The following is a 13,965-nucleotide window of genomic DNA, read 5'->3' as shown; positions in this document are numbered from 1 at the left end:
CCCCAGAAGGGGCCGTTTATATTGCCAGACAGCGCTACTGATTAAGCGGATTTTTTCGCTTTTTTCTCAGCTTTAGCCGGAGCGGCTTCTTTTTTCGCTGCAGTTTCACCTTCTACATAATCACGACCGTAGTAGGTATCCAGCAGAATCTGTTTCAGCTCGGAGATCAGCGGGTAACGCGGGTTAGCGCCGGTGCACTGGTCATCGAATGCATCTTCAGACAGTTTATCCACGTTCGCCAGGAAGTCTGCTTCCTGAACGCCAGCTTCACGGATAGATTTCGGAATACCCAGTTCAGCTTTCAGCGTTTCCAGCCATGCCAGCAGTTTCTCGATCTTAGCAGCAGTACGGTCGCCCGGTGCGCTCAGACCCAGGTGGTCGGCAATTTCAGCATAACGACGGCGAGCCTGCGGACGGTCATACTGGCTGAATGCAGTCTGCTTGGTCGGGTTGTCGTTCGCATTGTAGCGAATAACGTTACAAATCAGCAGGGCGTTTGCCAGACCGTGCGGAATATGGAACTGGGAACCCAGTTTGTGCGCCATTGAGTGACATACCCCCAGGAAGGCGTTCGCAAATGCGATACCCGCGATAGTTGCTGCACTGTGAACACGTTCACGCGCTACCGGATTTTTAGACCCTTCGTGGTAGGACGCTGGCAGATATTCTTTCAGCAGTTTCAGTGCCTGCAGAGCCTGACCATCAGAGAACTCAGATGCCAGTACAGAAACATAAGCTTCCATGGCGTGAGTTACTGCGTCCAGACCACCGAAAGCACACAGGGACTTCGGCATGTCCATAACCAGGTTGGCGTCGACAATCGCCATATCCGGGGTCAGCGCATAGTCCGCCAGCGGGTATTTCTGACCAGTAGCGTCGTCAGTTACAACCGCAAACGGAGTGACTTCAGAACCTGTACCAGAAGTGGTGGTGACAGCGATCATTTTCGCTTTCACGCCCATTTTCGGGAACTTGTAGATACGTTTACGGATATCCATAAAGCGCAGCGCCAGCTCTTCGAAGTGAGTTTCCGGATGTTCGTACATAACCCACATGATCTTCGCGGCGTCCATCGGGGAACCACCACCCAGCGCGATAATCACGTCTGGTTTGAAGGAGTTTGCCAGTTCTGCACCTTTACGAACGATGCTCAGGGTCGGGTCCGCTTCTACTTCGAAGAAGACTTCAGTTTCAACGCCTGCTGCTTTCAGTACGGAAGTGATCTGATCAGCATAACCATTGTTGAACAGGAAGCGGTCAGTCACGATGAGCGCACGTTTGTGGCCATCAGTAATCACTTCATCCAGCGCGATTGGCAGGGAGCCACGGCGGAAGTAGATAGATTTCGGAAGTTTGTGCCACAACATGTTTTCAGCTCGCTTAGCAACGGTTTTCTTGTTGATCAGGTGTTTCGGACCAACGTTTTCAGAGATGGAGTTACCACCCCAGGAACCACAACCCAGAGTCAGGGAAGGTGCGAGTTTGAAGTTATACAGGTCACCGATACCACCCTGAGAAGCCGGGGTGTTAATCAGGATACGAGCTGTTTTCATTTTCTGACCGAAGTAAGAAACGCGAGCCGGTTGGTTATCCTGGTCAGTGTACAGGCAAGAGGTATGACCGATACCGCCCATAGCAACCAGTTTCTCTGCTTTTTCTACCGCGTCTTCGAAATCTTTAGCGCGGTACATTGCCAGAGTCGGGGACAGTTTTTCATGTGCGAACGGTTCGCTTTCATCAACAACGGTCACTTCACCGATCAGAATCTTGGTGTTTTCTGGTACAGAGAAGCCTGCCAGTTCAGCAATTTTATAGGCTGGCTGACCAACGATAGCCGCGTTCAGCGCACCATTTTTCAGGATAACATCCTGAACAGCTTTCAGCTCTTTACCCTGCAACAGATAGCCGCCGTGGGTTGCGAAACGTTCACGTACTGCGTCATAAACAGAGTCAACAACAACAACAGACTGTTCAGAAGCACAGATTACGCCGTTGTCGAAGGTTTTGGACATCAGTACAGATGCAACTGCACGTTTGATATCAGCAGTTTCATCAATAACAACTGGAGTGTTACCCGCGCCTACACCGATAGCTGGTTTACCGGAGCTGTATGCGGCTTTAACCATGCCCGGACCACCAGTCGCGAGGATCAGGTTGATGTCTGGGTGGTGCATCAGTGCGTTAGACAGTTCAACAGAAGGTTGATCGATCCAGCCGATCAGATCTTTCGGAGCACCGGCAGCGATAGCAGCCTGCAGAACGATATCAGCCGCTTTGTTGGTTGCATCTTTTGCACGCGGGTGCGGGGAGAAGATAATGGCGTTACGGGTCTTCAGGCTGATCAGCGATTTGAAGATAGCAGTTGAAGTCGGGTTAGTGGTCGGAACGATACCGCAAATAATACCGATTGGTTCAGCGATAGTGATGGTACCAAAAGTGTCGTCTTCAGACAGAACACCACAGGTTTTTTCATCTTTATAGGCGTTGTAGATATATTCAGAAGCAAAGTGGTTTTTGATCACTTTATCTTCGACGATACCCATGCCGGATTCGGCAACGGCCATTTTCGCGAGTGGGATTCGAGCATCTGCAGCAGCCAGAGCGGCGGCGCGGAAGATTTTGTCTACTTGCTCTTGAGTGAAACTGGCATATTCACGCTGGGCTTTTTTTACACGCTCTACGAGTGCGTTAAGTTCAGCGACATTAGTAACAGCCATAATGCTCTCCTGATAATGTTAAACTTTTTTAGTAAATCATCTGCTCGAATACGAGAGTATAGTCAGTGCGGTGATGATTTGCTTAACCGATGAAAATCAAAAGCTTATTCGCGCTCACACTCACTGTGATTTACTAAAAGAGTTTAAACATTAGAGTTATTATCTCTAATGCGTCACTTCCAGGTGGCGTAAGCAAGATTACTCACTTCTGGGTACTGATTACGTGATCCAAATCAAATTTTTGCAAAGCTGACACCTTTCAGCATCGCTTTTCGCCATTATAGCTAACAGTTAATAAATTGTAGTATGATTTGGTGGCTACATTAGCATGTTTTGCACAACTAGATAACAATAACGAATGATAGCAATTTTAAGTAGTTAGGAGGTGAAAAATGCTGTCAAAAGGCGTATTGTCAGCGCGTCTTTTCAACCTTATTTATGGCTAACATTATCCGGCTTTTGCTTCGGAGCTAACCGTGATTCAGACCCTTTTTGATTTTCCCGTTTACTTCAAATTTTTCATCGGGTTATTTGCGCTGGTCAACCCGGTAGGGATTATTCCCGTCTTTATCAGCATGACCAGTTATCAGACAGCGGCAGCGCGAAACAAAACTAACCTTACAGCCAACCTGTCTGTGGCCATTATCTTGTGGATCTCGCTTTTTCTCGGCGACACGATTCTACAACTTTTTGGTATATCAATTGATTCGTTCCGTATCGCCGGGGGCATCCTGGTGGTGACGATAGCGATGTCGATGATCAGCGGCAAGCTTGGCGAGGATAAACAGAACAAGCAAGAAAAATCAGAAACCGCGGTACGTGAAAGTATTGGTGTGGTGCCATTGGCGTTGCCGTTGATGGCGGGGCCAGGGGCGATCAGTTCTACCATCGTCTGGGGTACGCGTTATCACAGCATTAGCTATCTGTTTGGTTTCTTTGTGGCTATTGCATTGTTCGCTTTATGTTGCTGGGGATTGTTCCGCATGGCACCGTGGCTGGTACGGGTTTTACGCCAGACCGGCATCAACGTGATTACGCGTATTATGGGGCTATTGCTGATGGCATTGGGGATTGAATTTATCGTTACTGGTATTAAGGGGATTTTCCCCGGCCTGCTTAATTAATTCCTTTCAAATGAAACGGAGCTGCCATGCTCCGTTTACTTCGTCATTATTTTTACTTTGTTCCCGCGCAGTTATCAAAAGCAAAAGGAATAGGTAAAAATATTCTTCTCAAATTACAGTTAGTTATAAGGATTTCCTTAACTGCTTCTCCTCATCATCATGTTATTTTCGCCACATCATAATCCTGGGCTTGCTGAAGAATAATTGAAATGATATTAGTAATTCCACTACCTTTGGTAGAGGAAAGTGCTAAATAATAATCAATTGTTAAATTATTGTGCATTTCACTACTGGAACTGTAATCAGAAAAGATAGACATGCTTAGCCAATCTCTATTTGATTGAATTGAAAGATGTTTGTTAAGGCATGGATGCAAGCTATAGATTCTGATACGGTCAATAAAAGAGAATCGCTTAACAATTTTGCAAAATGTATTGGCGAGTAAGAACCGCATTTGGTACTTTCCGGGCAACCGCCAGACGATTCTTTATTGGTAATGAGAATAATTAACAATTAAAGAGCGTCGCGAAAGAATAATGTGTCTCGACAGGGGAGACACAGTACGAATCGACATAAGGTGATCGTCTGAATCACCAGAATAAATAAAGTCGGTGATAGTAATACGTAACGATAAAGTAACCTGACAGCAGAAAGTCTCCGAGCCTGTGCAGGGTCCCAATCCGGGATTACACATGCTGGTTAATACCAGTAATTATAATGAGGGAGTCCAAAAAACAATGACCAACATCACCAAGAGAAGTTTAGTAGCAGCTGGCGTTCTGGCTGCGCTAATGGCAGGGAATGTCGCGCTGGCAGCTGATGTACCCGCAGGCGTCACACTGGCGGAAAAACAAACACTGGTACGTAACAATGGTTCAGAAGTTCAGTCATTAGATCCGCACAAAATTGAAGGTGTTCCGGAGTCTAATATCAGCCGAGACCTGTTTGAAGGCTTACTGGTCAGCGATCTTGACGGTCATCCAGCACCTGGCGTCGCTGAATCCTGGGATAATAAAGACGCGAAAGTCTGGACCTTCCATTTGCGTAAAGATGCGAAATGGTCTGATGGCACGCCAGTCACAGCACAAGACTTTGTGTATAGCTGGCAACGTTCTGTTGATCCGAACACTGCTTCTCCGTATGCCAGTTATCTGCAATATGGGCATATCGCCGGTATTGATGAAATTCTTGAAGGGAAAAAACCGATTACCGATCTCGGCGTGAAAGCTATTGATGATCACACATTAGAAGTCACCTTAAGTGAACCCGTTCCGTACTTCTATAAATTACTTGTTCACCCATCAACTTCACCGGTGCCAAAAGCCGCTATCGAGAAATTCGGCGAAAAATGGACCCAGCCTGGTAATATCGTCACCAACGGTGCCTATACCTTAAAAGATTGGGTCGTAAACGAACGAATCGTTCTTGAACGCAGCCCGACCTACTGGAACAACGCGAAAACCGTTATTAACCAGGTAACCTATTTGCCTATTGCTTCTGAAGTTACCGATGTCAACCGCTACCGTAGTGGTGAAATCGACATGACGTATAACAACATGCCGATCGAATTGTTCCAGAAGCTGAAAAAAGAGATCCCGGACGAAGTTCACGTTGATCCATACCTGTGCACTTACTATTACGAAATTAACAACCAGAAACCGCCATTCAACGATGTGCGTGTGCGTACCGCACTGAAACTAGGTATGGACCGCGATATCATTGTTAATAAAGTGAAAGCGCAGGGCGACATGCCCGCCTATGGTTACACTCCACCGTATACTGATGGCGCAAAATTGACTCAGCCAGAATGGTTTGGCTGGAGCCAGGAAAAACGTAACGAAGAAGCGAAAAAACTGCTGGCTGAAGCGGGTTATACCGCAGACAAACCGTTGACCATCAACCTGCGGTATAACACCTCCGATCTGCATAAAAAGCTGGCGATTGCTGCCTCTTCATTGTGGAAGAAAAACATTGGTGTAAACGTCAAACTGGTTAACCAGGAGTGGAAAACGTTCCTCGACACCCGTCACCAGGGCACTTTTGATGTGGCCCGTGCAGGCTGGTGTGCAGACTACAACGAACCAACTTCCTTCCTGAACACCATGCTGTCGAACAGCTCGATGAATACCGCGCATTATAAGAGCCCGGCCTTTGACAGCATTATGGCGGAAACGCTGAAAGTGACTGACGAGGCGCAGCGCACAGCTCTGTACACTAAAGCAGAACAACAGCTGGATAAGGATTCGGCCATTGTTCCTGTTTATTACTACGTGAATGCGCGTCTGGTGAAACCGTGGGTTGGTGGCTATACCGGCAAAGATCCGCTGGATAATACCTATACCCGGAATATGTACATTGTGAAGCACTAATGGCAATACGTGGGGCAGGAGTGTCCTGCTCCACGGTGTCTGATTTTTATCGCATTACAGAAGGCACAGGCCAGAAGGTAGGGCAATGTTAAAATTTATTCTACGTCGCTGTCTGGAAGCGATTCCGACGCTATTTATTCTTATTACTATTTCGTTCTTTATGATGCGCCTCGCGCCGGGAAGCCCTTTTACCGGCGAACGTACTTTACCGCCAGAAGTGATGGCCAATATCGAAGCGAAATATCATCTTAATGATCCGATCATGACACAGTATTTCAGCTACCTGAAACAACTGGCGCATGGCGATTTCGGTCCATCGTTTAAATATAAAGATTATTCGGTCAATGACCTGGTGGCATCCAGTTTTCCCGTTTCTGCCAAACTGGGAGCCGCCGCATTTTTCCTTGCGGTAATACTGGGTGTTAGTGCTGGCGTTATTGCCGCATTAAAACAAAACACCAAATGGGACTATACCGTGATGGGGCTGGCAATGACCGGGGTTGTTATCCCCAGTTTTGTGGTTGCGCCATTATTAGTCATGATATTTGCGATCATTTTGCATTGGCTGCCGGGCGGTGGCTGGAATGGTGGGGCGCTTAAATTCATGATATTGCCGATGGTGGCGTTGTCACTCGCCTATATCGCCAGTATTGCGCGTATTACCCGTGGCTCTATGATTGAAGTATTACACTCCAACTTTATTCGTACTGCCCGGGCGAAAGGGTTACCTATGCGGCGGATCATTTTACGCCACGCATTAAAACCTGCTCTGTTACCCGTGCTCTCCTATATGGGCCCCGCATTTGTCGGCATTATTACCGGTTCTATGGTCATCGAAACCATTTATGGTTTGCCGGGGATTGGGCAACTGTTCGTTAATGGCGCATTGAACCGTGACTATTCCTTAGTGTTAAGCCTGACCATCCTGGTTGGTGCGTTAACCATTTTGTTTAATGCCATTGTCGATGTGCTATATGCGGTTATCGACCCGAAAATCCGTTACTGATACTGGAGCTCGCGATGATGTTAAGTAAGAAAAACAGCGAGACGCTGGAAAATTTCAGTGAAAAGCTGGAGGTCGAAGGGCGCAGCTTGTGGCAGGACGCACGTCGACGTTTTATGCATAACCGTGCGGCGGTTGCCAGTCTGATAGTGCTGGTGCTGATCGCGTTATTTGTAATCCTGGCACCGATGCTTTCCCAGTTTGCCTATGACGATACTGACTGGGCGATGATGTCCAGCGCCCCGGATATGGAGTCCGGTCACTACTTTGGTACTGACTCATCCGGTCGCGACCTGCTTGTGCGCGTTGCGATTGGCGGGCGTATCTCACTCATGGTCGGTGTTGCTGCGGCACTGGTGGCAGTGGTCGTGGGGACACTTTATGGTTCGCTTTCCGGTTATCTGGGCGGTAAAGTGGATTCGGTAATGATGCGTCTGCTGGAAATCCTCAACTCCTTCCCATTCATGTTCTTCGTCATTTTGCTGGTGACCTTTTTCGGCCAAAACATCCTGCTGATTTTCGTGGCGATTGGCATGGTTTCCTGGCTGGATATGGCTCGTATTGTGCGTGGGCAAACCCTGAGTCTGAAGCGCAAAGAGTTTATTGAGGCGGCACAAGTTGGCGGTGTATCGACGCCGGGCATTGTTATTCGCCACATTGTGCCGAACGTACTCGGTGTGGTGGTGGTCTACGCATCGCTACTGGTGCCCAGCATGATCCTCTTTGAATCTTTCCTTAGCTTCCTGGGGTTGGGTACGCAAGAGCCGTTAAGCAGCTGGGGGGCATTGCTGAGTGATGGCGCGAACTCGATGGAAGTCTCTCCATGGTTACTGTTGTTCCCAGCGGGATTCCTTGTGGTGACACTGTTTTGTTTCAACTTTATCGGCGATGGCTTGCGTGATGCCCTCGACCCGAAAGATCGTTAAGGAGTGCAGCCATGAGCGTAATTGAAACTGCAACTGTGCCGCTCGCACAACAACAGGCTGACGCACTGCTGAACGTGAAAGATTTGCGTGTCACCTTTAGTACCCCGGACGGCGACGTCACGGCGGTCAATGATTTAAATTTTTCCCTACGTGCCGGAGAAACGCTGGGCATTGTAGGTGAGTCTGGTTCGGGTAAATCGCAAACTGCATTTGCGTTGATGGGCCTGTTGGCTGCCAACGGACGCATTGGCGGAGCGGCAACCTTCAATGGGCGTGAAATCCTCAATTTGCCAGAGCGTGAACTCAATAAACTGCGCGCTGAACAAATCTCAATGATTTTTCAGGACCCAATGACTTCGTTGAATCCCTATATGCGCGTCGGTGAGCAGTTGATGGAAGTGCTGATGCTGCATAAGAACATGAGCAAAGCTGAGGCGTTTGAAGAGTCGGTGCGGATGCTCGATGCGGTAAAAATGCCGGAAGCACGTAAACGCATGAAAATGTACCCGCACGAATTTTCTGGCGGCATGCGTCAGCGAGTCATGATTGCGATGGCATTGCTATGTCGACCTAAGTTGCTGATTGCGGATGAACCCACTACAGCGCTGGACGTCACCGTACAGGCGCAGATCATGACGCTATTGAATGAACTGAAGCGGGAATTTAATACTGCCATCATTATGATCACCCACGATCTTGGCGTGGTGGCGGGGATCTGTGACAAAGTGCTGGTAATGTACGCCGGGCGCACGATGGAATATGGCAATGCGCGCGATGTCTTTTATCAACCCGTTCATCCTTATTCTATCGGTTTGCTCAACGCGGTGCCGCGTCTTGATGCGGAAGGTGAAACAATGTTGACCATCCCGGGTAATCCGCCAAACTTGCTGCGATTACCGAAAGGTTGCCCGTTCCAGCCACGTTGTCCACATGCGATGGAAATTTGTAGTAGCGCACCGCCGCTGGAAGAGTTTACGCCTGGCCGTCTGCGTGCTTGCTTTAAACCGGTGGAGGAACTGTTATGAATGCTGTAACTGAAGGAAGAAAAGTCCTCCTTGAAATCGCCGATCTTAAAGTGCACTTTGAAATCAAAGATGGCAAACAGTGGTTCTGGCAACCGCCGAAAACGCTCAAAGCCGTCGATGGTGTCACTCTTCGCCTGTATGAAGGGGAAACATTAGGTGTGGTAGGGGAATCGGGATGCGGTAAGTCCACCTTTGCTCGCGCCATCATCGGTTTGGTCAAGGCGACCGACGGTCATGTTGCCTGGTTAGGTAAAGAGTTGCTGGGCATGAAGCCCGATGAATGGCGTGCCGTTCGCAGTGATATTCAGATGATTTTCCAGGATCCGTTGGCATCGCTAAACCCGCGTATGACCATCGGCGAGATCATCGCTGAACCACTGCGTACTTATCATCCGAAAATGTCACGCCAGGAAGTTCGCGAGCGCGTGAAGGCGATGATGCTGAAAGTCGGGTTATTGCCTAACCTGATTAACCGCTATCCGCATGAGTTCTCCGGTGGGCAGTGCCAGCGTATCGGGATTGCTCGTGCTCTTATTCTTGAACCGAAGCTGATTATCTGCGATGAGCCGGTTTCGGCGCTGGACGTGTCAATTCAGGCGCAGGTGGTCAACCTGCTCCAGCAGCTGCAACGTGAGATGGGATTGTCATTAATTTTTATTGCTCATGACCTGGCCGTGGTAAAACACATTTCCGATCGTGTGTTGGTGATGTATCTCGGCCATGCAGTAGAACTGGGGACCTATGATGAGGTCTACCACAATCCACTACATCCTTACACCAGGGCATTGATGTCGGCAGTCCCCATACCTGATCCGGATCTGGAGAAGAACAAAACCATCCAGTTACTGGAAGGGGAATTACCGTCGCCGATCAACCCGCCTTCCGGTTGTGTTTTCCGTACCCGTTGCCCGATTGCCGGTCCGGAGTGCGCCAAAACACGTCCTGTTCTGGAGGGGAGTTTCAGACACGCCGTTTCTTGCCTGAAAGTCGATCCGCTTTAAAAACAATAAGGGCTGACAGTTGTCAGCCCTTTTTCACGCTAAAAGCGATTATTTATTCCCGCCAGATGATATGGCAAAGTTTGTGATCTTTTTCGCGGCATAACAGAATGCGGGCGAAAACATCGTTGATTTCACCATCTTCACTGTCCGCCAGACCAATCACCACTTCGGCAAAAAAGTCCGGGTTCAAATCGAAATCAACATGTTCCTGCCAGTCTTCCGCCGGATCGAATAACTCCGCGCCGCCGCGCTCTTCAAACTGAAGATTGAACAGCAGAACATCAGCTGGATCGAGATTGTCGGCAGCCAGTTCGAGAAAAATATCGTAGGCCTGCTTAAGCGTTTCATCTTCAGTCAGGCGATTGTTTAGATCCATATCCATAGTCACTACCTGTTTAACCTCTGTTGGCGACGTTTTACAGCAACGGGCTGAAGAAGTAAAACAGTCGCTCGGCGACACGTTGCCATAATGGACGTTTTAGCCATAAACGGGCATCGAGCAGACGTGAACGCGAAATATAATCGTCCTGAACGGCGGCAAGGTCTGCACCAAAACCTTTATCGTCGATTGCCAGGGTAATCTCGAAATTCAGCCACAGACTACGCATATCAAGGTTAACGGTGCCAACCAGACTTAGTTCGCCATCGACCAGCACGCTCTTGGTATGCAGTAACCCGCCTTCAAACTGATAAATTTTAACCCCAGCAGCAAGCAGTTCCGTAAAGAATGCGCGACTGGCCCAGCCGACCAGCATCGAGTCATTTTTTCGCGGAAGGATAATACTGACATCCACCCCGCGCTGCGCCGCCGTGCAAATCGCATGAAGTAAATCATCGCTTGGCACAAAGTAGGGCGTGGTCATGATCAAATATTCATGCGCCGAATAAGCCGCAGTCAATAATGCCTGGTGAATGAGATCTTCCGGAAAGCCGGGGCCAGAAGCAATTGTGTGAATGGTGTGACCACTGGCCTGTTCAAACGGCATAATATTGACATCTGGTGGTGGCGGCAGAATACGTTTTCCGGTTTCAATCTCCCAGTCGCAGGAATAAATAATCCCCATCGCGGTGGCGATGGGGCCTTCCATACGCGCCATCAGATCAATCCATTGCCCTACGCCCGCATCTTGTTTGAAGTAGCGAGGATCGACCATATTCATGCTGCCGGTGTACGCGATGTAATTATCGATCATGATCATCTTGCGATGTTGGCGCAGGTCCATACGGCGTAAAAACACACGCATCAGATTGACCTTTAAGGCTTCGACCACTTCAATACCGGCATTACGCATTAGCTCGGGCCACGGGCTGCGGAAAAAAGCCACACTCCCGGCGGAGTCGAGCATCAATCGGCAATGAATACCACGCCGTGCAGCCGCCATTAATGATTCAGCCACCTGGTCCGCCATGCCGCCGGGCTGCCAGATATAAAACACCATCTCAATATTATGGCGCGCGAGCTGGATGTCGCGGATTAACGCCTGCATCACATCATCTGACTCGGTCATCAGTTGTAGCTGATTCCCTTTGACCCCAGCGATCCCCTGACGACGCTCGCAAAGCTTGAATAATGGCGCAGCGACACTGCTATTTTCTTCGGCGAAGATATGCTTACAGGCTTTAAGGTCGTTAAGCCATTTTGCGGTGGAAGGCCACATCGCTCTGGCGCGCTCAGCGCGGCGTTTGCCTAAATGGAGCTCGCCAACGGCAAGATAGGCAATAATTCCGACTAACGGCAGAATGTAAATAATCAACAGCCAGGCCATCGCGGAGGGAACTGCGCGTCGTTTCATTAGAATGCGTAAAGTTACGCCTGCAATGAGCAACCAGTATCCCAGAATGGCCAACCAACTCACCAACGTATAAACGGTTGTCATAGATTAGAAATCCTTTTGAAAGCGCATTGTTATGAGTTTACGCATATGGATTCATCTGGCAAATAAAAACGCGGGAAAAGCACTGGTCAGCGTCGGGGGCGGGGGTATAATGACCATTCTGTTATTGCATAGAGTAGTTAACATGAAGCGGAGTAGAACGGAAGTGGGGCGCTGGCGCATGCAGCGTCAGGCTAGCCGACGTAAATCGCGTTGGCTTGAGGGGCAATCGCGCCGAAATATGCGTATCCACAGCATCAGGAAGTGCATTCTAAACAAACAGCGTAACTCGTTATTGTTTGCGATCTACAATATCTAAATGTACTGGGCACCATTGCGGTGCCCAATAAGTTTACTCTTCCGTCGTTAAACTCTATTTTTGCGCCGATTCTTTACTGTCAGCTTTCGTTTCTTGTTCATCGTTATCGCTGAAAATACCATGACCTGAGTTCAACAACATTGAAACGAGCATATCATTATTAATCTCTTCACCATTTAAAACTCGCGCCAGAATTTCGCTGCCAAACAGTTGCGGTGAGAGAATGATATCCGGATGTACCATCTTAATCTTATTCAGGTTTTTGCTATCACTGACGGCGAGAACTGTTTTGACATCACTGCTCATATCTTTTGCCGAGAGTACAACAAACGCGTTATCTGCATCGTTATCACTCAGCGCCAGAATGGCCCGGCAACGATCGATTCCCGCTTTCTTTAATACTGAACTGTCATTACTGTCACCGGGGATAACATCAGCGTTATCGCCTAAGCGTTGCTCAAGTTGCTTGATATCATCTTCAGGCAAGTTGCTGATAACCGTTACGTTTTGTCCGCGTTGATTCAGTTGCAGGATCGTATTGATGGCGAGAATCGAATGTCCGCAAACAATAAAATGATCTTTACGATGCATTGTATGATTGTTTCCTTTTAAAAGTTTGTTGAATCCCCCGCGGATAAGCGGACCAAAAATTGAGGTCATAGATGTGGCAAAAACGGTAATGCCGGAAATAATGACCGAAATAGTGAACAATCGTGCTGATTCAGAAACAGGGACAATATCTCCATAGCCGACGGTTGACATGGTTTCTATCGAAAAATAGAACGCGGTCATCAAACTTTCTATTCGCGGATTAAAACCTTCGCTTAAATAAAGTGCACCGTAGGTTGAGTAAAACAGTAATGTCGTGAAACTAATAAATGCAAAAATTGTCCCGGCTGCGGCGCTACTGTGGGAGAAGTCTTTGCGCAGTATCAGCAAAAACACCAGCGTAAAAATGCAAAATCCAATACTAAATTTCAGCCAGGGATAAAAATGCAGGGTGTAAATTAGCGCTATCAACAACAAAATGATACTGATTGCCCATGCGAGCTTTGCCCGGAACAGTAAGCCAATGGAGTTCAGGACAAGAAAGACGCCGAGCATAAATAGTGGGGCGTTTGCCAGCAAGGAGAGATCCAACTCTGAAAATGCTTTGATATGGAAAATATCAAGCAAATTGACCGACATACCATAGATTGTTTTAAAAATAAGCAATCCATTTAAAAAGACGGCCAGCGCGAGAATGTCGTGCCGTAGGGTCACCCATAAATTTGTTGCTGTTTGTTTGAATGTAGCCCAGTGACTCACTGATACCTCTGTAACCACAATTTTGTTTAATTATCTTAGCGTGCACATTTTCTGAACATACATGCAGCGCGTGAATGTGTTAAACAATAGTAGATGACTTTATCCGCAGTAATCAAAGGTTTTGAGTGAGCAACTCTGCGTCAGGAAAGGGCTTTTTTCCTGAACATGCTCACATCATATAAAGAAATACAGATAAAGTTATTATCTGCTTGTGGTAGTGAATGCACTGACCGGCTATAAGGAAAGGCCAAACAAGAACACGGTTGCAAAAACCGTGCCCTTAAATATTGGATCTCTAT

Annotated in this window: 12 protein-coding genes; 8 read left to right on the top strand and 4 right to left on the bottom strand. The window is 48.0% G+C overall.

Annotated elements, in window-relative coordinates; translation table 11 throughout:
- Positions 1-41 precede the first annotated feature (41 nt).
- Entirely contained in the window at positions 42-2,717 is a 2,676-nt protein-coding gene (adhE, locus tag ACUU1I_RS15820) for a bifunctional acetaldehyde-CoA/alcohol dehydrogenase (protein ID WP_000301651.1), read from the bottom strand.
- 392 nt (positions 2,718-3,109) lie between these two features.
- Here adhE and ychE (ACUU1I_RS15815) point away from each other — a divergent pair, with 392 nt between their 5' ends.
- The 7 genes from ychE (ACUU1I_RS15815) (at position 3,110) to oppF (ending at position 10,165) form a co-directional block, all read left to right on the top strand.
- The gene (gene ychE, locus ACUU1I_RS15815; protein ID WP_211180492.1) at positions 3,110-3,163 is read left to right on the top strand and encodes a protein YchT; all 54 of its coding nucleotides are present in this window, start codon (positions 3,110-3,112) and stop codon (positions 3,161-3,163) included.
- Positions 3,164-3,193: 30 nt separating this feature from the next.
- Entirely contained in the window at positions 3,194-3,841 is a 648-nt protein-coding gene (gene ychE, locus ACUU1I_RS15810) for an NAAT family transporter YchE (RefSeq protein WP_000616773.1), read from the top strand.
- Between the two features lie 737 nt (positions 3,842-4,578).
- A complete protein-coding gene (gene oppA, locus ACUU1I_RS15805; protein ID WP_005049680.1) occupies positions 4,579-6,210 on the top strand; it encodes an oligopeptide ABC transporter substrate-binding protein OppA in 1,632 nt (543 codons plus the stop codon).
- A gap of 85 nt (positions 6,211-6,295) precedes the next feature.
- The gene (gene oppB / locus ACUU1I_RS15800) at positions 6,296-7,216 is read left to right on the top strand and encodes an oligopeptide ABC transporter permease OppB (RefSeq protein WP_000911112.1); all 921 of its coding nucleotides are present in this window, start codon (positions 6,296-6,298) and stop codon (positions 7,214-7,216) included.
- Between the two features lie 14 nt (positions 7,217-7,230).
- Positions 7,231-8,139: an oligopeptide ABC transporter permease OppC gene (gene oppC / locus ACUU1I_RS15795; protein ID WP_000979659.1), complete on the top strand. Its 909-nt coding sequence runs from the start codon at positions 7,231-7,233 to the stop codon at positions 8,137-8,139.
- Between the two features lie 11 nt (positions 8,140-8,150).
- The gene (oppD, locus tag ACUU1I_RS15790) at positions 8,151-9,164 is read left to right on the top strand and encodes a murein tripeptide/oligopeptide ABC transporter ATP-binding protein OppD (RefSeq protein WP_000110936.1); all 1,014 of its coding nucleotides are present in this window, start codon (positions 8,151-8,153) and stop codon (positions 9,162-9,164) included.
- Complete coding sequence (gene oppF, locus ACUU1I_RS15785) at positions 9,161-10,165, top strand: murein tripeptide/oligopeptide ABC transporter ATP-binding protein OppF (RefSeq protein WP_000994905.1); 1,005 nt, start codon at positions 9,161-9,163, stop codon at positions 10,163-10,165. Before oppD ends, oppF begins: the two co-directional genes overlap by 4 nt.
- A gap of 52 nt (positions 10,166-10,217) precedes the next feature.
- Here the strand turns inward: oppF and ACUU1I_RS15780 are convergent, their stop codons facing one another.
- Positions 10,218-10,547, bottom strand: a complete 330-nt coding sequence (locus ACUU1I_RS15780; protein WP_000366970.1) for an HI1450 family dsDNA-mimic protein — start codon at positions 10,545-10,547, stop codon at positions 10,218-10,220.
- A gap of 34 nt (positions 10,548-10,581) precedes the next feature.
- Positions 10,582-12,042 (bottom strand): cardiolipin synthase, encoded by a 1,461-nt coding sequence (cls, locus tag ACUU1I_RS15775; RefSeq protein WP_000214515.1) that lies wholly within the window; start codon positions 12,040-12,042, stop codon positions 10,582-10,584.
- A gap of 142 nt (positions 12,043-12,184) precedes the next feature.
- Here cls and ACUU1I_RS15770 point away from each other — a divergent pair, with 142 nt between their 5' ends.
- Complete coding sequence (locus ACUU1I_RS15770; RefSeq protein WP_001309467.1) at positions 12,185-12,358, top strand: YciY family protein; 174 nt, start codon at positions 12,185-12,187, stop codon at positions 12,356-12,358.
- Positions 12,359-12,412: 54 nt separating this feature from the next.
- On the opposite strand, the gene kch is transcribed toward ACUU1I_RS15770, so the two are convergent.
- Positions 12,413-13,666 (bottom strand): voltage-gated potassium channel protein, encoded by a 1,254-nt coding sequence (gene kch, locus ACUU1I_RS15765; RefSeq protein WP_005049683.1) that lies wholly within the window; start codon positions 13,664-13,666, stop codon positions 12,413-12,415.
- Positions 13,667-13,965 lie beyond the last annotated feature (299 nt).

The sequence above is a fragment of the Shigella sp. SIG3 genome, from assembly GCF_053555855.1.
This window is presented reverse-complemented; position numbering and strand designations above follow the sequence as displayed.

Coding starts and splice junctions, on each gene's coding strand:
- adhE (WP_000301651.1), bottom strand. CDS start 2,717: ATGGCTGTTACTAATGTCGCTGAACTTAACGCACTCGTAGAGCGTGTA.
- oppA (WP_005049680.1), top strand. CDS start 4,579: ATGACCAACATCACCAAGAGAAGTTTAGTAGCAGCTGGCGTTCTGGCT.
- oppB (WP_000911112.1), top strand. CDS start 6,296: ATGTTAAAATTTATTCTACGTCGCTGTCTGGAAGCGATTCCGACGCTA.
- oppC (WP_000979659.1), top strand. CDS start 7,231: ATGATGTTAAGTAAGAAAAACAGCGAGACGCTGGAAAATTTCAGTGAA.
- oppD (WP_000110936.1), top strand. CDS start 8,151: ATGAGCGTAATTGAAACTGCAACTGTGCCGCTCGCACAACAACAGGCT.
- oppF (WP_000994905.1), top strand. CDS start 9,161: ATGAATGCTGTAACTGAAGGAAGAAAAGTCCTCCTTGAAATCGCCGAT.
- ACUU1I_RS15780 (WP_000366970.1), bottom strand. CDS start 10,547: ATGGATATGGATCTAAACAATCGCCTGACTGAAGATGAAACGCTTAAG.
- cls (WP_000214515.1), bottom strand. CDS start 12,042: ATGACAACCGTTTATACGTTGGTGAGTTGGTTGGCCATTCTGGGATAC.
- ACUU1I_RS15770 (WP_001309467.1), top strand. CDS start 12,185: ATGAAGCGGAGTAGAACGGAAGTGGGGCGCTGGCGCATGCAGCGTCAG.